This is a genomic window from Blautia sp. AM47-4 (assembly GCF_003479865.1).
Taxonomy (GTDB): domain Bacteria; phylum Bacillota; class Clostridia; order Lachnospirales; family Lachnospiraceae; genus Fusicatenibacter; species Fusicatenibacter saccharivorans.
In genome coordinates this window covers 50,139-70,855 of sequence record NZ_QUHY01000014.1, presented here as the reverse complement: position 1 = coordinate 70,855, position 20,717 = coordinate 50,139, and the positions used below count along the sequence as shown (strand labels likewise).

General features: G+C 47.4%; 14 protein-coding genes, 1 tRNA gene and 1 pseudogene. 12 read left to right on the top strand and 4 right to left on the bottom strand.

Translation table 11 applies throughout. From position 1 onward, the window contains the following. Window positions 1-8: 8 nt before the first annotated feature. The 4 genes and pseudogenes from DW965_RS10750 to DW965_RS10735 all read left to right on the top strand — a co-directional run bounded on the left by DW965_RS10750 (window position 9) and on the right by DW965_RS10735 (window position 7,151). On the top strand, window positions 9-1,667 hold the full coding sequence (locus tag DW965_RS10750; protein ID WP_118719240.1) for a sensor histidine kinase: 1,659 nt from the start codon (window positions 9-11) through the stop codon (window positions 1,665-1,667). Window positions 1,668-2,104: 437 nt separating this feature from the next. Continuing rightward, a complete protein-coding gene (malQ, locus tag DW965_RS10745) occupies window positions 2,105-3,586 on the top strand; it encodes a 4-alpha-glucanotransferase (protein ID WP_119198384.1) in 1,482 nt (493 codons plus the stop codon). A gap of 98 nt (window positions 3,587-3,684) precedes the next feature. Then, complete coding sequence (locus tag DW965_RS10740) at window positions 3,685-4,719, top strand: LacI family DNA-binding transcriptional regulator (protein ID WP_117802081.1); 1,035 nt, start codon at window positions 3,685-3,687, stop codon at window positions 4,717-4,719. Between the two features lie 168 nt (window positions 4,720-4,887). Continuing rightward, window positions 4,888-7,151: pseudogene (locus DW965_RS10735) on the top strand (glycogen/starch/alpha-glucan phosphorylase). A gap of 73 nt (window positions 7,152-7,224) precedes the next feature. Here DW965_RS10735 and DW965_RS10730 read toward each other — a convergent pair. The 3 genes from DW965_RS10730 to DW965_RS10720 are packed head-to-tail and all read right to left on the bottom strand — an operon-like array spanning window position 7,225 to window position 9,120. Beyond that, entirely contained in the window at window positions 7,225-8,058 is an 834-nt protein-coding gene (locus tag DW965_RS10730) for a hypothetical protein (protein ID WP_118741624.1), read from the bottom strand. Continuing rightward, complete coding sequence (locus DW965_RS10725) at window positions 8,052-8,750, bottom strand: ATP-binding cassette domain-containing protein (RefSeq protein ID WP_055227982.1); 699 nt, start codon at window positions 8,748-8,750, stop codon at window positions 8,052-8,054. The genes DW965_RS10730 and DW965_RS10725 overlap by 7 nt, the downstream gene beginning before the upstream one ends. Beyond that, the gene (locus tag DW965_RS10720) at window positions 8,743-9,120 is read right to left on the bottom strand and encodes a GntR family transcriptional regulator (RefSeq protein ID WP_022462266.1); all 378 of its coding nucleotides are present in this window, start codon (window positions 9,118-9,120) and stop codon (window positions 8,743-8,745) included. Before DW965_RS10720 ends, DW965_RS10725 begins: the two co-directional genes overlap by 8 nt. 202 nt (window positions 9,121-9,322) lie before the next feature. Between DW965_RS10720 and pepF the strand changes: the two genes are divergently transcribed. The 4 genes from pepF (at window position 9,323) to DW965_RS10700 (ending at window position 13,599) form a co-directional block, all read left to right on the top strand. After that, a complete protein-coding gene (gene pepF / locus DW965_RS10715) occupies window positions 9,323-11,131 on the top strand; it encodes an oligoendopeptidase F (protein ID WP_226906295.1) in 1,809 nt (602 codons plus the stop codon). 339 nt (window positions 11,132-11,470) lie between these two features. Further along, complete coding sequence (locus DW965_RS10710) at window positions 11,471-12,235, top strand: nitroreductase family protein (protein WP_022462268.1); 765 nt, start codon at window positions 11,471-11,473, stop codon at window positions 12,233-12,235. Between the two features lie 580 nt (window positions 12,236-12,815). Further along, window positions 12,816-12,887, top strand: a tRNA-Gly gene (locus DW965_RS10705). Window positions 12,888-13,071: 184 nt separating this feature from the next. After that, a complete protein-coding gene (locus tag DW965_RS10700; RefSeq protein ID WP_117509337.1) occupies window positions 13,072-13,599 on the top strand; it encodes a flavin reductase in 528 nt (175 codons plus the stop codon). Between the two features lie 304 nt (window positions 13,600-13,903). On the opposite strand, the gene DW965_RS10690 is transcribed toward DW965_RS10700, so the two are convergent. Continuing rightward, complete coding sequence (locus DW965_RS10690) at window positions 13,904-15,091, bottom strand: MFS transporter (RefSeq protein WP_055220595.1); 1,188 nt, start codon at window positions 15,089-15,091, stop codon at window positions 13,904-13,906. Between the two features lie 368 nt (window positions 15,092-15,459). Between DW965_RS10690 and DW965_RS10685 the strand changes: the two genes are divergently transcribed. From DW965_RS10685 to DW965_RS10670, 4 genes are all read left to right on the top strand, one after another. Then, the gene (locus DW965_RS10685; RefSeq protein WP_119198383.1) at window positions 15,460-16,872 is read left to right on the top strand and encodes an amidophosphoribosyltransferase; all 1,413 of its coding nucleotides are present in this window, start codon (window positions 15,460-15,462) and stop codon (window positions 16,870-16,872) included. Window positions 16,873-16,978: 106 nt separating this feature from the next. After that, entirely contained in the window at window positions 16,979-18,541 is a 1,563-nt protein-coding gene (locus DW965_RS10680) for a response regulator transcription factor (protein WP_119198382.1), read from the top strand. 255 nt (window positions 18,542-18,796) lie between these two features. Next, on the top strand, window positions 18,797-19,738 hold the full coding sequence (locus DW965_RS10675) for an ABC transporter permease (RefSeq protein WP_158582841.1): 942 nt from the start codon (window positions 18,797-18,799) through the stop codon (window positions 19,736-19,738). Window positions 19,739-19,776: 38 nt separating this feature from the next. Beyond that, window positions 19,777-20,688, top strand: a complete 912-nt coding sequence (locus DW965_RS10670) for a carbohydrate ABC transporter permease (protein WP_055220601.1) — start codon at window positions 19,777-19,779, stop codon at window positions 20,686-20,688. Window positions 20,689-20,717: the final 29 nt, after the last annotated feature.

Sequence of the window (20,717 nt, the reverse complement as noted above, 5' to 3'; positions counted from 1 at the left end):
AAAGTAAGATGCGTAAAAAAGTCTTTCAACATGCGGGAGCGTTGATTATCGCTGCGATTATCCTGACTTTTTTCACCATGAGCTGGGCAATGTACAACAATACGGCGGAGCAGCTTCGTGTTTCGGTGAGAAATGAATGTGAGTATTACAGGTATTTTCTGGACAAGATGGGTGATGACAGTCTGGATAAACCGGCCGGCAAGATTACGGCAAGCCGGGTTACCCTGATTGACACGGACGGAACCGTTCTGTTTGATTCGGTCGAGGATGAGAACATGATGGGAAACCATTCCGGGCGGCCGGAGGTGATTGAGGCGGAAAAGACCGGGGAAAGCAATATTTCCCGTTATTCCGAGACCCTGCGGAGCAAAACATATTATACGGCATTGCGCCTGGACAATGGAAAAATCATCCGTGTTTCCCTGACAACAGACAGTGTGTTCGGTGTGATGCTGCGGAATATATGGCTTGTGGCTGTGCTGATTGCGGCAGTTCTTGTCGTGGAGCTGCTGATGGTCAGCCATATGACAAAGGCGCTTGTAAAGCCGATCAATGAGATTGATCTGAATCATCCGCTGGACAACAAAGCGTATGAGGAATTGAGTCCGCTGCTTGGAAGAATTCATCAGCAGCAGAAGCAGATTCAGCAGCAGATGGAGGAGCTCCGCCATAATCAGGAGGAGTATCTTGCCATCACGGAATATATGAAGGATGGTCTGATCGTGACAAACCAGTCGGTCGTACTTTCCATCAACCGTTCGGCACAGAATCTGTTTGATGTGACAGCGGAGGAGTGCATTAACCACAATATCGTGACAGTCAGCCGCAACGAGCAGCTGAAGGAGGCACTGGATCATGCGCTGGAGGGCAGTTCCGAGGAACGGATGCTGGAGATAAATGGAAGAGTCTATCAGCTTCTTGCAAATCCGGTGCGTGTGGACCGTGTTGTATCCGGTGCGGTCATCCTGGTGCTGGATGTGACAGAAAAACAGAAAGCGGAGGTGATGCGCCGTGAGTTTTCTGCCAATGTGTCACATGAGCTGAAAACACCACTGATGTCAATTTCCGGATATGCGGAGATCATAGAAAATAACATGGTGAAACCGGAGGATATTCCAAAATTTGCGGGAAGAATCCACAGTGAGGCGAGCAGGTTAAGCTCTCTTGTCGAGGATATTATCAAGCTGTCCAGACTGGACGAGAACGACCAGTCGATCCCGATGGAGGAAGTGGATCTGATGCAGATCTGCCGTGATGTCGAGGGACATCTTTCCATACGGGCAAAGGAGCAGCAGGTGAAGATGACACTGAGAGGAGAGAGCTGCCGGATCAAAGGTGCACGGCAGGTTCTTTATGAGATGATCTACAATCTCTGCGACAATGCGATCAAGTACAACCGCAGGGACGGTGAGGTCGAAGTGACGGTTTCCCGCGGAAGAAACGGACGGGCAGTGGTATCTGTGGCAGATACCGGAATCGGAATTGCAAAGGAAGATCAGGAGCGGATCTTTGAACGGTTCTATCGTGTAGATAAGAGTCATTCCCGTGAAACGGGAGGTACGGGACTTGGACTTTCCATTGTGAAGCATGGAGCGATTCTTCATGATGCGAAGATTAAAATTGAGAGTACGCTTGGAACCGGAACAAAGATAATTCTGGAGTTTTAAGTGAAAAACAGATAACGCAAAAGACAGCATGCGGGGACAGAACCTATATGGGAGGCTTGAAAAATTCATGATTTTTAAGTGCCCAAAGCGGTTCCGTCCCCGCATGCTGTCTTTTTATGTATGGCTTGTATCGTTATAAAAATGCAAATTCGTTGTTTTGAATAAACAGAGTATTCAATATTTGGTAAATATGATAAGGGGGTTGGGGGTTGTTTTTTGATGCAGAGTATGGTATTGTAAATATAACGAGTTCCGGAAACGTTACCGACACCGTTTCCGGAAATACAGACGAGATACCGACAGCCCTGTTTTACGAAACAAAATGAGCTGGCTATAGGGGTTGCATAAGTTAAAATTTGCTGCGTATCCGTGAACAGGAATTATGTATTTGTGGGGTCGGATGGATAGAAAAAACGACAAGGAGAAAGGGTTAAAAAATGAGAGCAAGTGGTATTTTACTTCCGGTAGCTTCGCTGCCGTCCCGATATGGAATCGGATGTTTTTCGAAAGAAGCATATGAATTTGTGGATCGCCTGGAGGAGGCCGGCCAGAGCTACTGGCAGATTCTTCCACTTGGACCGACGGGATATGGAGATTCGCCGTACCAGTCGTTCTCTACTTTTGCAGGAAATCCATATTTTATTGATCTGGAGACCCTGGTAAAAGAGGGACTTCTGACAGAAGAAGAGTGTGATGCGTGCGATTTCGGCGACAATGCAGAGTATATTGATTACGAAAAGATTTATCTGTCCCGTTTCAAAGTACTCAGAAAAGCATTTGAAAGATTTGCGGCAGATGACGTATATGATGCATTTGTATCGGAAAATGGTTACTGGCTGGAAGATTATGCGCTGTATATGGCGATTAAGGATGCACTCGGCGGAATCAGCTGGAGTGAGTGGCCGGCAGAATTAAAGGACAGAGAAGAAGCAGCACTGAATCAGAAACGGGAAGAACTTGCCGAGGAGATTGCATTTTACAAATTCCAGCAGTTTATATTCCTGAAACAGTGGAAAGCACTGAAGGCATACGCAAATGAAAAGGGTATCCGTATCATCGGTGATATTCCGATTTATGTTGCATTTGACAGTGCCGATACCTGGGCAAATCCGGTTCTGTTCCAGTTTGATGAGGACAACCAGCCAAAAGCAGTTGCCGGATGCCCGCCGGATGCGTTCTCCGCAACCGGACAGCTCTGGGGCAACCCGTTATACAAATGGGACTATCATAAGAGCACAGGTTATGCATGGTGGCTGTTACGTCTGGCTCACGTGTTTAAACTGTACGATACTGTCCGCATCGACCATTTCCGCGGATTTGATGAATATTATTCCATCCCGTTCGGTGATCAGACGGCAGAGCGCGGCCACTGGGAAAAAGGACCGGGCATGGATCTGTTCAACACCGTCAAAGAAAAGCTCGGCGATGTGGATGTCATCGCAGAAGACCTGGGATATCTTACCGAGAGCGTGATCGAAATGGTGAAAGAATCCGGCTATCCGGGTATGAAGGTGCTGCAGTTTGCTTTTGACTCCCGTGAGGAGAGTGATTATCTGCCGCACAATTACGAGAGAAACTGTGTTGTCTACACCGGAACACACGACAATGATACCATTCTTGGATGGTATTATGTCATGAGTGAGGAAGACCGCGAATTCTCCAAAGAGTATATGGGAAATGCAAAGAGTACCGACGAGGAACTCCCGTGGGATTTCATTCGCATGTCAATGGAGAGCGTGGCAAATCTGGCTGTCACTCCGATGCAGGAATTTTTAGGTCTTGGAACGGAGGCGAGAATTAACTATCCGTCTACACTTGGAAATAACTGGAAATGGCGCCTGCTTCCGGGACAGTTTACACCGGAGCTGGCCAAGAGAATTCATCGGCTGACACAGATTACAGCACGTATTACAAAATAAAAACACGCGCTGGAAAGAAAGCAAAACAGGCCGGGGAAACAAGCCGGAAGAGATTCCGGCAGAACAGGTACAGAGTTTAAAGGAGAGGCCTGCAGAATATGGAACAGGTAACAATCAGGGACATTGCCCGCAAATGTAAGGTAGGCGTGAGTACCGTATCGAGAGCGATGAACAATCATCCGGACATCAATCCGGAAACAAAAGAGATGATCTTAAAGGTGATTGCCGAATCGAATTACGTACCGAACAACAGTGCCAGAAACCTGAAGCGGTCGAATGCCAAAGCGATTGCCATTCTGGTAAAAGGCATGGACAACATGTTCTTCAACAACATGATCAGTGTGATTGAAGAGGTTGTGCGAAAAAAGAAATACGCCTGCATTATTGAGCGAGTAGAGGAAAAGGCAAATGAGGTAGACTCCGCGATCGAGATCGTCAAAGAAAAACGGCTGCGCGGCATCATTTTCCTCGGCGGAAACTTTACGCATCCGCATGAGAAAATGGCGCAGATCCCGGTTCCGTACGTGATCAGTACAATCGGGGCGGTTTCAGACGGAGGAAAACCGTGCGCGAGCGTATCGGTCGATGACTACAGGGAAAGCTATAAGATGGTAGATTATCTCTGTGGTCTCGGGCACCGGCGCATTGCCATCATTACCGCCTGCGAGGACGACATCAGTATCGGACGCCTCCGTCTGAATGCGTACCGCCAGGCTTTACTGGATCATGGGATACCTTATGACCCTGATCTGGTATTTCATATGACGAAGGACGACACGTATTCTTTCGCCACAGGGTACAAGATAACAAAAGAAATTCTGGAAAAAAAGACGGAGTTTTCCGCGCTGTATGCCACCGCGGATACGCTGGCAATCGGTGCGTGCCGTGCCTTAAAAGAGGCCGGGCTTACCGTGCCGGATGATATTTCCGTTGCCGGATTTGACGGAATTGATGCGGGAGAGTATTATATACCCAGTATCACAACGATCCGTCAGCCGGTGGAGCAGCTTGCCGCAGAGACGGCGAAGATGCTGTTTTCCTTAATTTCAGGAAAAGAAGAACCCTGCAGCAAAGTATACGATGGGGAACTCGTCGTAAGGGAATCTACGAAGTCGCGGATCGCGCAGCAGTAAAATATTTGCTGTTTCGCTGCCCCAAAAAGTGATTCAGAAGTGAACCGTCCCATTCAGGGAAAAGCTTTGAATGGAACTGTGAAAGCTGCCAATTGCAGGAAATCCGGAATGGCAGCGCAACTAAATGACACTGTGGGAATTTATCCACAGCAATACGAGGAGAAAAAAATGGAAGAAAGAATTCAGGCAATCTTAAAAGAGCGTTTTGGAAGAGATCTGGACAACTGCACAAAGAGCGAAATCTTTGAAGCCTGATGGTTATCACCAAACAGGAGATGGCAGGTCGCAAAAGAAACACCGGAAGTAAGAAGCTGTATTATATTTCAGCAGAGTTTCTGATCGGAAAACTGCTGTCCAATAACCTGATTAACCTTGGCATGTACGAGGAAGTTGAAAAAGCACTTGCAGCTCACGGAAGAGAGCTGACCGAGATCGAGGAGATGGAAATGGAGCCGTCCCTTGGAAACGGAGGTCTCGGCCGTCTGGCAGCATGCTTCCTTGATTCTATCGCAACGCTTGGCCTGCCGGGAGACGGTATCGGCCTTAATTATCACTTCGGTCTGTTCCGCCAGCTTCTGGTCGACCACAAACAGAAAGAAGTGAAAAATCCATGGATCACAAATGAGAGCTGGCTCGTCAGACAGCCGGTATCCTTTGCAGTTCCGTATAAAAACTTCACGATGCATTCTACCCTGTATGATATCGACGTACCGGGTTACAACAATGGCTGTAACCGTCTGCATCTGTTCGATGTAGATACGGTAGACGAGAGTATCGTTCCATCAGACAGCATCAACTTTGACAAGCATCAGATCCAGAAAAACCTGACACTGTTCCTCTACCCGGATGACAGCGACCGTGCCGGACAGCTGCTTCGTATCTACCAGCAGTATTTCATGGTCAGCAACGGCGCACAGTTCATCCTGATGGAGTGCGAGCAGAAGGGCTACGATCTGCATAAGCTGTATGATCACGTTGTGATCCAGATCAACGATACTCATCCGTCCATGGTCATTCCGGAGCTGATCCGTCTGCTGCAGGAGAGAGGCTTTACCATGCAGGAAGCCATCGATGTTGTAAGCAAGACCTGTGCTTACACCAACCACACCATCCTGGCAGAGGCACTGGAAAAATGGCCGATCGATTACCTCGAGGAGGTTGTTCCGCACCTGATGCCGATTATCCACGAGCTGGACGCACAGGCAAAGAAGAAATACAAAGATGAGAAAGTAGCGATCATCGACAAGGATCAGCGCGTCCACATGGCACACATGGATATCCACTACGGATTTTCTGTTAACGGCGTTGCAGCACTGCACACCGAGATCCTGAAAAACTCCGAGCTGAAACCGTTCTACGATATTTATCCGGAGAAATTCAACAACAAGACAAACGGAATCACTTTCCGCCGCTGGCTGCTGCACTGCAACCGTGAACTGGCACAGTATATCGAGAGCCTGATCGGACCGGGATTCAAAAAAGATGCCGACGAGCTGGAAAAACTGCTCAAATACAAAGACAACAAGAAGGTTCTTGCAAAACTTGAGGAGATCAAACACAACCGCAAACTGGATCTCAAACAGTTCCTGTATGAGACACAGAATATCGCGCTGGATGAAAATTCCATCATCGATGTACAGGTAAAACGTCTTCATGAGTACAAACGCCAGCAGATGAACGCCCTGTACGCTATTTACAAATACATGGATATCAAGAGCGGCAACAAGCCGAAAACCCCGATCACCATGGTATTCGGTGCAAAGGCTGCACCGGCTTATATCATCGCAAAAGATATCATCCATCTGATCCTGTGCCTGCAGGAGCTGATTGATAACGATCCTGAGGTAAGCCCGTACTTCAAAGTGATTATGCTTGAGAACTACAACGTATCAAAAGCTGCAAAGGTGATCCCGGCAGCAGATATCTCCGAGCAGATCTCCCTGGCATCCAAAGAGGCTTCCGGAACCGGAAACATGAAATTCATGCTGAACGGTGCCCTGACGCTTGGAACAGAAGACGGTGCAAACGTTGAGATTGGCGATCTTGTCGGAAAAGAGAACATCTACATCTTCGGAAAGAAACCGCAGGATGTCATCGACCTGTACGCAGATGCTGCTTACTGCTCAAAAGACATCTATGACGAAGATCCGGAGATTGCAAAGCTGGTTGATTTCATCGTCAGCGATGAGCTTCTTGCTATCGGCGACAAGGTTTGCCTGGAGAGACTCTACAAAGAGATCTTGAACAAAGACTGGTTCATGACGCTGCTCGACCTGAAAGAGTACATCAAGACAAAAGAAAGAGTATACAAAGACTACGAGAACAAAGATGCATGGAACAAGAAGTGCCTGATCAACATCGCAAAAGCAGGCTTCTTCTCCTCCGACCGTACCATTGCACAGTACAACGAGGATATCTGGCATCTGGCATAAGTGCAGAACATGCATACAAAACGCCGCCGCAGACGATTCGGTTCGTCCGCGGCGGCGCTTTTTAATGCAATTTTTATGAAAGATTCAGCCGTCTGCTTAAGATATAGCGGCAGATCAGGAACAGAACAACGCAGAGCACCACGGTGATGATAAGTGTGGAAACCGAGGATGTGGTAACCACAGCAGTCGGTGTGGAGTCCTGGAAAACACGGACGATGCTGATTCCGCCGAAGATCTGGATCACGGTAGTCATGCCGATGTAAGAGAGGACAGCCGTCAGAATTTTGTGGCTGGATACCAGGCTTCCGATGCTGATGGCGGCATAGAACAGAAGAATGCCAAAGAACAGCGAAGCGAAGAAGCCAACGATGGAAAACAGTGCCATACCGATGTGGTTCGTGATGCCGATCAGGGAAAAAGCAGCATCGGCAACACCGGTAATCTGTGCCCAGAGATAGGACAGAAAATCGGAAAAGGTCATGGCCTTGTTGTAAAAAAGCAGGGTGTTTGCGGTAAAATACCGGATTGCGGACGGCAGAAGCAAAAAAGCGAAGGAAGCGAGAACGGAAAGTGCGTTTAAGATGCTCCATGCGCCGAAAACCAGCATTTTGGAGAGAATATGATCCGTTGCCGATACCGGAAGGACGTTGGTCAGATACCCTTCGTCGGTAAAAAGATTTTTATAGTAGCGCTGGATCATCAGCACCTGTGTCATGACGGATGCGGCGATCACAATCAAAACGTACGCAAACAGATAGAGGACGATCAGCAGATCCGGCAGCTCAGAAATCTGGGAAAAGAGGAATCCGGAGCCTCCGAGAGCGCCCATGAAAATGGCGGCACCGTTCAGCAGCGCCATGTTTTTCCAGCATGCTTTCCACTCATGTTTCAGACATTTTTTTAACATTTGAATACCTCCCTGAAATAAGAATCAATCGATTCACCCTCCTGCATCCGGATATCCTCAACCGAGGCGTGCAGTTTTAACTGGCCCTCCTGGATAAAGATGACCTCATCGAGAATATTTTCGACATCGGAAATCAGATGTGTTGAGATGAGGATGGATGCGTCTGGTTCGTAGTTGTTTAAAATCGTAGATAAAATGTAATCGCGTGCTGCCGGATCGACGCCTGCAATCGGCTCGTCGAGGCAGTAGAGCTTTGCGCGGCGGCTCATCGTGAGGATGAGCTGGACTTTCTCTTTCGTTCCCTTCGACATCGTTTTCAAACGGTCCTTCGGGCTGATTTTTAAGGATTCCAGCATGGCATTGGCGCGGGACATGTCAAAGTCCTCAAAGAAATCGCTGTAATACGTTAAAAGATCCGAGACGCGCATCCAGCTGCCGAGATACATTTTATCCGGCAGATAGGAGACGATCCGTTTTGTCTCAATACCGGGATGATTTCCGGCGATGAGGACTTCACCCTCACTCGGGGTCAGCAGTCCGTTCAGCAGCTTTAAGAGCGTCGTCTTTCCGCTTCCGTTGGGCCCCAGCAGTCCGATAATTTTCCCGGAATCCAGGGAAAGGTTGAGATGATCGAGCGCGGTGTGGTTTCCGAAGCGCTTCGTCAGGTCTTTACACGTTACAAGTTCACTCATGATTTTCTTCCTCCTCAATCGTTTCGGCAAGTAGCTGCCGGATTTCCTCCGGGGTTATGCCGAGCTGTTTCATGTGGGCAACAAAAGCAGATACTTCTGCGGCGGCAAGTTCTTTTTTCATCTGATGAATCAACTCCTTATCTTCGGTAATAAAGCGTCCGCTGGTCCGCTGGGAATAGATCAGTCCGCTGCGTTCCAGTTCGGAAAGCGCTTTCTGCATTGTGTTCGGGTTGACGGCGGCCTCCTGCGCGAGATCGCGGACGGACGGAAGCTTATCGCCCGGCTGATAGCGCCCGGTGATGATGTCCATCTGTACCCGCTCGATGATCTGCAGATAGATCGGCCGCGAGGAATCAAGATTCCATGGCATATGGCATTCACTCCTTTTGTACTACTGTATTAATTTGATAGTACAATCATACAATCGGTTTATGGATTTGTCAAGAAAATTAAGAAAAAATTTTAGATTTAGAGGTTAAATTGTGGTAAACTAAGCGTAAGTGCGGCACATTAGTATTAGAAGAAAAACCGCAGAAATAGTTCCGTCTAAAAAGATGGATGAAGGGAGAAATATGGCAGAAATTAAACTGAAAAAAAGAGAAGAGATGGATCCGGCGTACTGCTGGGATCTTTCGAGTTTGTTTGGTAGTGATGAAGAATTTGAGAAAACAGAGCAGGAGCTTGCGAAGAAAATAGAAGCGTTCCGCGCAAAACAGGGAACAATGAAAGAGAGTGCAGAAGCGCTGTATGACGTTCTTTCCGGTCTGGATGACATCAGCCGCGTCTTTTCCAGCCTGTATGTCTATGCAAGCCAGAAATATCACCAGGATATGGGAAATCAGAAGTATCAGGGCTATGCCGGAAAGATGGACAGCATGATGGCTGTTCTTGCGGATGCCTCTTCTTTCGTAGAGCCGGAGATCCTGGAGCTTGACGAGGAGACGGTTACAGAATTTGAAAAAGCATATGAGCCGCTCCGTCTGTACGATCGCATATTAAAAGAAAACTTCCGCAAGAAAGAGCACATTCTCTCGCCGGAGATGGAGGCGGTTCTTGCAAAAGCCGGAGAGATGGCATCCAGCCCGGATCAGATTTTCTCGGCATTTTCGAACGCAGACCTCAGATTCCAGCCGGTCACGGATGAAGAGGAAAATCAGGTTCCACTGAGCCACGGCACCTTCGTCGGATTTTTACAGTCGAAGGACCGCCGGGTCAGAAAAGAAGCGTTTGAGAAGTATTATGCGGAGTATGAAAAACACAAAAACATGCTCGCCGCAACGTTCGGTGCCAATCTGAAACAGGCCGCATTCTTTGCAGATGTAAGAAAATATCCATCTGCACTGGCTGCATCGCTGGATGGCGGAAATATCCCGGTTTCGGTTTACGACAAGCTGCTCGAGGCGATTCATGCAAAAATGCCGGCGATGTACCGCTACGTGGCACTGCGTAAAAAGCTGCTCGGTGTGGATGAACTTCATATGTATGATGTTTACGTTTCTCTGACGAAAGAGTACGAGCAGAAATATACGTATGAGCAGGCGATCGAGATCGTGAAGAAAGCGCTTGCCGTGCTCGGGGATGATTATGTGGCACTGCTGGACAAGGGCTTTTCGGAGCGCTGGGTGGATGTTTATGAGAACGAAGGAAAAAAGAGCGGTGCTTACTCCTGGGGTTCTTACGATTCCCATCCGTATGTGCTGATGAGCTTTAACGGAAATATCGATTCGGTCTTCACACTGGCGCATGAGATGGGCCATTCGCTGCATTCCTGGTATTCGAACCATACACAGCCGTTTACGTATGCGGAGTACCGCCTCTTTGTCGCTGAGGTGGCATCAACCTGCAACGAGGCACTGCTGATCCGCTATCTGCTGAAGCATGCGAAAGAAAAAGAGGAGAAGATTTTCCTGCTGAATTATTTCCTGGATCAGTTTAAGGGAACGGTGTTCCGCCAGACGATGTTTGCGGAGTTTGAGAAGCGGATTCATGAGAAGATGGCAGAGGAAGGCACGCTGACGGCGGACGGTATTTCGGAGCTGTATCTGTCGATCAACAAGGAGTATTTCGGACCGGATATGATTTCGGATCCGCAGATCGCGCTGGAATGGGCGAGAATTCCGCATTTTTATACACCGTTCTATGTATATCAGTATGCAACGGGATTTTCGGCGGCGATTGCGATCAGCAGCAAGATCCTGGCAGGGGAGCCGGGTATCGTGGAGAAGTACAAACAGTTCTTAAGCGGCGGCTGCTCGATGGATCCGATTGACCTTTTGAAGATCTGCGGCGTCGATATGACGAAGCCGGAGCCGGTGGAAGAGGCGCTGGATGTGTTTGCTTCTTATGTGGAGGAGCTGGAGAAGCTGACCGCGGAAGCGTAAGCACAGGTTTTAAAGTTGCATAAATTTGATGGGAAATATGTGTGAAAAATATACAAAATTTGGCGCGTTTTTCCCTTGAAAAAGTTTTTGGATATGTTACAATATTATTACAGAGTAAAAATGGATGAGCTGGAAATTGAAAAATATTTGCGATTAAGAGGGAGAATTTCCGTATTTCTGTCGAATGCGGAAGATTAAACGTAAATTTTTCGGAATGCGGCTTTGCTCCTGTAAAAATGGGGAGCGGGCCGCGGCCGGCTATGAAAGAAATATTACTGTTCATTCAGCAGTGAACTGTAACAAAAACAGACGGATAGCAGATGAAGTAAGGGTGAGAGTATGAATTTATATGAGGCTATTTTTGTTAGAAAATCAGTAAGGAATTATTGTTTTGATACGCTTCCGCCGCAGACTTTGGATAAGATTTGGGAGCATTATAAGGAGATGCCGGCACTGTTTTCGGGCATCGGTGTGGATATGGCGATTCTGGACAACAGAAAAGGGCAGGAGAGAATGCTCAGTATGTTCAGTGTGAAGGCGCCGTATTATATGGCTTTTTATTCGGAGGAGTCAGAACGATATCTGATGAACGTGGGTTATATTATGGAACAGATGGTGCTGTATCTGTGCAGTATCGGACTGGGAACCTGCTTTATCGGAAGTAATCGTGTGAAAAAGGCGGAGCTTGAGAAGAACGGAAAGCGGCTGGTGGGGATCGTCGCTTTTGGTAAGAGTCATGGTTCGCATACGAGACGGCAAAGTGAAGCAAAGAGACTGCCGCTGGAGGATCTTTGTGTGTTCAAAGAGGTGCCGCGGCAGTGGATGACGCAGATGCTGGAAGCGGCGAGACTGTCGCCATCCAGTATGAACAGCCAGCCGTGGAGATTTGTGGTGTATGATAACAGGATTCATATTTTCTCGAAGAAGCACAGTGTGGAGAAGCTTCGGAAGTGGGATGAGGTGAATTTCGGGATTATGTTTGCAAATATGATGGTGGCAGCAGAGGAGCTGTGGCTGGATGTTGACCTGATCAGACTCGGGGATATTTCGCAGAAAAACTTCTCAAATAATCAGTATGTGCTGAGCGCGATTCTGAAGGCGTAGAGGTGAATACGGACGACCTCGGACAACCTCGCGTGGCTTCGTACCTGCGGTGCAGCGGGCGAGAAAAAGAGGGCGGAACTTGTGGCGCGGAAGGGGCCCGGAAAAATGAGAATCAACGCAATTCGTCAGGAAACCTGATGGTTTCCCGACTCAGTGCGTTTTGACCTCTGGTATTGTGCACCAGAGGTCATCCCATTTTTCCGGGCCCCTTCTGCGCTCACAGTTCTTGCCCTCTTTTTCTATGCCCGCTGCACCGCAGGTACGAAGCCACGCGAGGTCTGACGGTGGGGACGGGGGTAAAGCGTCTGGATCCGCCAGGAGGCGGATCGGCGTGAGCATGTGGGGTTGGGAGGACGGATGGAAAGGAGTCTGGATTCGTCAGGAGGGTGGTTCGGTGTGAATTTGTGGGGGGAAGACAGCTGTGCGGGTGTCTGATGGAGAGCGAAAATTGAGGGAATCGTAGATACTTTTGATTTTTTTTGAAAAAAATTGAAAATAGGTATTGACAAATGAGGGGAGTTCCTGTATAGTATCATTTGTAAGGTGCAGCGAGCACTTAGCAAGATAAAAATTAATAAATGCGCGAGTGGCTCAGGGGTGGAGTACAACCTTGCCAAGGTTGGGGTCGCGGGTTCGAATCCCGTCTCGCGCTCTACTGGAAACCGGAATGTGTAAGCATTCCGGTTTTTGCGTTGTGGAAAAATGAAATTTCTAAAATAAAAAAATTTCCTGTTTTTATAAAAACGTAGGACTTTGAAAAAAAGTTCTTGCCCGGTAGTTACTACCGTACGGTATGCTAAGGATAACAAAGCAAATCAGCGAAAGGGGAATGTAGTATGAACATTACGATGGAGAATTTTAAAACCGCAAAGTATGATGTGTTTTCTATTTTTGATGACCGCTGGGGTTTGTGTACTGCGGGTACGCCAAGGGAGTATAATACGATGACGATCGGATGGGGTACGATGGGGACGATCTGGGGACCGCCAAAGAAAGGAAAGCAGATCATTACCGTATTTATCCGGGAAAGCCGCCGGACGCATCAGATTCTGCAGAAGGAAGACGAGTTTACGGTCTGCTTTTTTCCGGAGAAATATCGGAAGGATCTTGGAATCCTGGGATCAAAATCGGGAAATGATGTGCCGGATAAGATCAGTCTGACCAGTCTGACACCGAAGATGCTGGGAAATGCGGTTGGATTTGAAGAGGCAGAGCTGACCTTTGTCTGCAAAAAAATCTATGCGGTCAGAATGGAGAAAGAAGATCTGCCGGAATTTACGCGCGATACTTTATATAAAGATGGCGATCTCCATTATCTGTATATGGGCGAGATTGAAGATGTCTTTGGCATGATTGAGGAATGAAACAGGAAAATTGGCGTGATGTATCAGTATTTCTTATCACAATCTTGTATATACTGCACCGGGCAGAAAGGCATCAGACTGCGTGAAATGCGGAAAATGTGAGAAAGTATGTCTGCAGCACCTGCAGATCAGAAACCTGCTGGAGGATGTGGTGAAAGAGTTTGAAGCGGAGCGTGCTTGAAAAAATTTCCGAAATTTACAAAAAGTACATCTGATCAGGGAGTAACCTGATCAGATGTACTTTTTTGTACGCAGTATATCAGAGTTTGATCCAAGGGAACCATTCTGCTGCAGAATAATTGGATTAATAGTTGGCTTTATAAGAATTTCTTTTTTCCGCCGTTACGCGGTGCATCCGCTCTGCCATTACAACCATCAGAATCAAAATGGCCATCAGGAATACCGGATACAGTCCGAAGGAAATATGCTGGCCGAGAACACCGAAAACCGGCGGCATCAGGCAGGTTCCGACGTAGGCAAAGGCCATCTGGATGCCGATGATTCCCTGGCTTAAGTCAGCACCGAAGTTTGCCGGTGTCTCGTGAATGATGGAAGGATAAATCGGCGCACAGCCAAGTCCGATCAGGATCAGGCCGATAAACAGAAGGGAATCGCCAAGCGGCAGCAGCATCAGAATCGTGCCGACTGCGATCACAGCCTGTCCGAGCCGGATCATTTTCTGGTCATTTAATTTCATTGTGATGAAACCGCAGAAGAACCGTCCGATCGTGATGCCAATGTAGAACAGGCTTGCCCAGCTTGCTGCGCGTTTTGCATCAATGCCGCGGAACAGAGTACAGTAGCTTGCAGCCCACATGCCGGCAGTAGATTCTACTGCGCAGTAGCAGAAAAAGCAGGTCAGAACCTCTTTGACACCGGGAACGCGGATCAGGCGGGAAAAACTTCTCTGCTCCGGAACGGAGTTCTCATCTGCAGAAGCATCAGCAGATGGCTTCTGCCAGAGAGGAAGACTGAAAAATAAAATCAGAGTCAGCACAATCTGGAACAGGGCGATGGTACGGTAGCCGTTGTTCCAGGTGGAATGATTGATGGCATATCCCATGACGACCGGACCGGTGCTGCATCCGACGCCCCACATGCAGTGCAACCAGCTCATATGGCGGGCTTTATAGTGCAGTGCAACGTAGTTGTTCAGAGCCGCGTCCACGCTTCCGGCGCCAAGTCCATATGGGATACCCCAGAGGCAGAGGGCGAGAAAAGAGTGGCTGACGGAGAAACCAAACAGCGCAACCGCTGTTGTGAGAACGCTTACCGCCGTGATTTTTCCGGTGCCGAAGCGGGTATTCAGACGGTCGCTGTTCAAACTGGATACGATTGTTCCGGCGGCAATAATCATAGAAATGATGCCGGCAGAAGAAACAGAAGTTCCAAGCTCCTGATACATGACCGGCCACGCTGAGCCGAGCAGAGAATCCGGCAGTCCGAGACTGATGAATGCCAGATAAATGACTGGTAACAAAAGTGAAACCATGGTAAAAACCTCCTCTTAAGAAAAGATAAAATAAGAATGAATCGTTTTCTTGCGTTTAACGCAAAACCAAGATTCATAAGCAGTTTTAAAGTATCATAACCGATAAAAAGAATCAATACTTTCTTTTTTTGATTTTACAGTAAAATCTTTGTGGAAAAAGCTGTAAATTTATTTATTAATGTAGATTATTTTTTATATCAAATTTATTAGTTGTACTTTACAGTACGGAGAAGATCGTGGTACACTAAAAGAAGACTAGTTGCGGTTCCCGCATCGGTGAACAGTAACCGGGCATCCCGGTTTGCCGGGGCATTCATATTTAAGAGAACCCAAGGGAGAAAAAATACACAAAGAGAGGTAGACAAGAAATGGGAGGCTTTTTTGGAGTTGCATCAAGAAAAGACTGTACACTGGAACTGTTTTATGGAGTAGACTATCACTCACATCTCGGAACAAGAAGAGGCGGTATGGCGACATACGGGGCAAATGGCTTTTCACGTGCTATCCACAACATTGAAAATTCACCGTTTCGTACAAAATTTGAGCGTGATGTGGAAGAAATGGAGGGAAACCTCGGCATTGGCTGCATTTCCGACTATGAACCGCAGCCGCTTCTGATCCAGTCACACCTTGGAAGCTTTGCGATTACCACGGTTGGAAAAATCAACAACATGGATCAGCTTTTAAAAGAGGTTTACGGCAACGGCCGCACCCATTTCCAGGAGATGAGCACCGGTCAGATCAATGCAACCGAGCTTGCGGCATCTCTGATCTGCAGTGAAAAGACGATTCCGGAGGGCATCCGCCATCTGCAGGATGTTGTTGACGGTTCCATGACGCTGTTGCTGCTGACAAAAGACGGCATCTACGCTGCGCGCGATAAAAAAGGCCGCACCCCGCTTGTTATTGGAAAGAAAGAGGGAGCGTACTGCGCATCCTTTGAAAATTTTGCATATCTGAACCTGGGTTACACGGATTACCGTGAACTCGGACCGGGTGAGATTGACTTTATTACGCCGGAGAGCGTCGAGATGCTCGTGCCGCCGCAGGAGGAGATGAAGATCTGTTCCTTCCTGTGGGTTTACTATGGTTACCCGACTGCGTCCTATGAGGGGATCAATGTAGAGGAGATGCGATATCACTGCGGTGCCATGCTTGCCAAACGTGATGCGGGAAGCAATGTCCACCCGGATCTCATTGCAGGCGTGCCGGATTCCGGAATTGCCCATGCAATCGGCTATGCGAATGAGTCCAAAGTTCCGTTTGCAAGACCATTCATCAAATATACCCCGACCTGGCCACGCTCCTTTATGCCGACAAATCAGGAACAGAGAAATCTGATTGCCCGAATGAAGCTGATCCCGGTGCAGGCACTGATCGATCAGAAAAAACTGCTGCTGATCGACGACTCCATCGTGCGCGGTACGCAGCTCCGTGAGACAACGGAATTTTTATATCAGAGCGGTGCAAAAGAAGTTCATGTCCGCCCGGCGTGCCCGCCGCTGTTGTATGGCTGCAAATTCCTGAATTTCTCCCGCTCCAAATCCGAGCTGGATCTGATCACCAGACGGATTATTCTGGAAAAAGAGGGAGAAAACGCAGAGAAAGTACTGGAAGAGTATGCAGATCCGACCAGCGACCGCTACGAGTCCATGTGCCAGGAAATCTGCCGCCGTCAGAATTTCACCAGCCTCAGGTATCACCGTCTGGACGATCTGGTAGAGTCGATCGGACTGCCGAAATGCAAAATGTGTACCTATTGCTTTGACGGAAAAGAATAAACAGGTTATAATGGTTTTTAAACAGGCCAGCTGACAGAAAAATAAGAGTCTGTCGGCTGGCTTTTTTCTGTAGGAAAAAGAAGAAAAATATATTGGAGGCTTACCTATGGGAATTAGTATTCTGATTGTAGATGATGATAAGCTTCTGGTGGAAAAACTGGAAGAAACCGTCAACTGGAGCGGAATTGGAATTGATATGGTATTTACGGCGAACAACATCCGCCAGGCGCAGAAGCTGCTGGAAGAGTATCCGATAGAAATGCTGCTGTGTGACATTGATATGCCGCAGGGGAACGGGCTGGAGCTTCTGGAATGGATCCGGTACAAAAAGCTGGATATCGAATGTACCTTTCTGAGCAGCTATGCAAATTTCGCGTATGCGCAGATGGCGTTGAAGCTGTCGTCAAGGGAATATCTGTTAAAACCGATTTCCAATGTGGATCTGGAAACAGCGCTGCGCAGAATTGTCGGGATTGTGCAGGAAAAACATCAAAAACAGAAGAAACAGGAGAAAAAAGGAGAGAATGAAAAGCAATTCTGGGAGGATCTTCTGGTTCAGTGTCTGCAGGAGGAGTATTGGATTGAAAGGGCAAAAAAGAGCGGATATTGTACTCCGGATGAGACCTTCCGTCTGATTCTGCTGCGGGTACTGGAAATTCCGGATAAGGAACATTATAAAAAAGAGATCAGCTTATATAATTTTGTGATTACAAATGTTCTGACGGAATATGTGGAAACAACAGAAATGCAACTGGAAACCGTGGTACATGTCAGTGATCTGGAATGGGCAGTTGTGTTGCGAAATCACGGAAGTGCGATGGGAACGCAGGAGGAACTGGCAGGACTGCGGACCTGTCTGGCGGGCGCGTTTCCGGCAAGATTCTGCATGTACATGGGAAAACCGGCGGTACTGGATGAGATTTCAAAGAGCCGCGATCAGCTCGAAGAGATGGAAAAGTATGTAGTGCCGGATGAAACAGGGATTCTGTATGAGACACGCTGGTCTTTCGTAGAGCGCGATTATCAGGAAGTGCCGTGGAAAACGTATCTGGCTGAGATGGAGCGATCCGATTCCCTTGCGGCTGTGCGGGAAAAGCTGCAGGAATATCTGAGAAAGCGTGAGAAAAGTGGCGGTCTGCGAAAAGATTTCACAAGTCGTTTTTTTGAAGAAATGATACAGAATATATATGTTTATTTAAAAGAAAGCAATATCGTTTTCGGACAGGTTTTTGACAGTGAAGAGTATGAAACGAAACGGAGAGAGGCGGTTCTCTCTGTGGTAGGTGCCCATGCGTTCATCGATTATCTGTTTGATGTGCTGGAAGGTCAGAAAAAGAACGAATCCCGCAGTGACAATGTGGTGGAGCAGCTAAAAGACTATATCGAACAGAATCTGAACGAGGATCTTTCAAGATCCGTGCTTGCAGGAAAAGTGTTCCTCTCAGAGGACTATGTTTCCAAAATTTTTATGAAAACAACGGGAATGTCGCTTCCGAATTATATTGCTGAGCGGCGCATTGAGCGGGCAAAGGAGTATTTGCGCAGTTCATCGCTTCCGATTAGCAAAATTGCGATGGAAGTCGGCTATGGAAATTTTTCTTATTTCAGTAAAACGTTCCGGGAGCTGGTCGGATGTACACCAAATGAGTACCGGAGCAGACAAAAATAACAAAAAAACGATGTCAATAACAAAAAAAACGTTCTGATTAAAAAAGAGATGTGAAAAGACATCTCTTTTTTAATATACAGACTGCCGGAAAATGATAGAAAAACGCCCCTCTTTTTTGTATAATATGTTCATCGGTTGAAACGAGAGCATGAAAAAGAAAAATGGTAACTGTTTCAGAGCCATGCGAAATGAAAGAAAAATCGCGATGGAGATCTGAATCGTTACAAAAAATCTAAAGGAAAGAAGGGATGATATGTGAGCGCCAACCATAGTAAAACCAAAAAGAAAAGCTCCATAGGATTTGTAGAGGAAGTGAGAAGAAGCAGGCCATTATATTTACTGATGCTTCCTTCCATTATCATTTTTGCACTGTTTACGTACTATCCGATGTACGGAATTGTGATTGCATTTAAAAACTTTACACCTGCGGAAGGCATTATGGGAAGCAGCTGGGCTGGACTGAAATACTTCAAACAGTACTTTAATTCCTATCAGTTCGGTCTGACCATCAAAAACACAATCATCATCAGTCTTTACACCATTGCGGTAACATTCCCGCTTCCGGTTATCATGGGACTGCTGGTTAACCAGATGAAGGCACAGAAGTTTAAAAAGTTCTTCCAGGTATCAACCTACCTGCCGCACTTCATCTCTACCGTTGTTATGGCCGGAATGCTGATCCTGTTCCTCTCCCCGAGTACAGGTATTATCGCAAAGCTGGTCGGACTGCTTGGATTCAAGCTCCCGAACCTGATGGGAAGTGCGAAAGCATTCCCACACATTTATGTATGGTCTGAGGCATGGCAGCATGTAGGATGGGACAGTATCCTCTATATCGCAACACTTTCCTCTGTAGACCCGACCTTGTATGAAGCGGCAACGATGGACGGCGCCAACAAATGGCACAAAATGATCCACATCGATGTTCCGGCTCTGCTGCCGACGGCAACCATCATGTTTATCATGAGAATGGGAAGCGTTATGAGCGTTGGATTTGAGAAGGTTTACCTGCTGCAGAATACACTGAACAGTACCTCAAGTGAGATCATTTCCACCTATGTGTATAAGATGGGTCTTGTGAGCAGCCAGTACAGCCTTTCCGCTGCAATTGGCCTGTTTAACAACATTATCAACCTGGTTCTTCTTCTGGCAGTCAACTTCCTTTCCAGTAAAATGAGTGATACCTCACTGATCTGACAGAATTTTGAGCCTACATAGGAATGGAGAGCAAAGATATGAGTAAAGCAAAAGCAGTATCAACAAATAAAGTAAAAAAATCCAGAGAAGACTGGATTTTCGATATCATCCTGTATACGATCGGTGTGCTTCTGATCATCATTACCCTGTATCCGATGTACTTCATCGTCATTGCATCGTTCAGTGATCCGGCAGCCGTATCCAACGGACAGATTATGTTCCTTCCAAAAGGAGTTAACTTCAAAGGGTATAAGCAGCTGGCGAGCTACGCAAAGCTGTGGACTGGCTACCGGAATACGATTGCTTACGTAATTATGGGAACGCTTGTGACACTCGTTGTCAATATTCCGGCTTCCTACGCGCTTTCCAGAAAGCATTTATATGGAAGAAGATTTTTCACAGCATTTTACCTGATCCCGATGTTCTTCACCGGCGGTCTGATTCCAACCTACCTGGCAGTACAGAGATTTCATCTGCTGGACACCTTCTGGGTTATGGTTGTTCCGTTCTCCGTTGTAACGTATTACATCATCGTAGGACGAACGTTCTTCAACAACAGTATCCCGGAGGATCTCTGGGAGGCGGCGCAGCTGGATGGATGTGGATACCTTGGATTCTTCTTCAAGATTGTTCTCCCGCTTTCCAAAGCCGTTATCGCTGTTATTGCCCTGTGGGCAGCAGTAGGACAGTGGAACTCCTACTTTAATGCATTGATTTATATCCGAAGCGAAAGTCTGCAGCCGCTGCAGATTGTCCTTCGAAGCATTCTGGTCGGCAATCAGACCATGAGTGCCATGAGTACCGGCGCTGCGGCCGTTGAGGCAAAGCAGATGGCCGACCTCATCAAATACGCGATCATCGTGGTTTCCTCCGCGCCGATCATGTGTATGTACCCGTTAGTGCAGAAATACTTCAATCAGGGTGTTATGCTCGGATCACTAAAAGGCTGATCCTGCGGACAGGAGAGAAGTATTGCAAA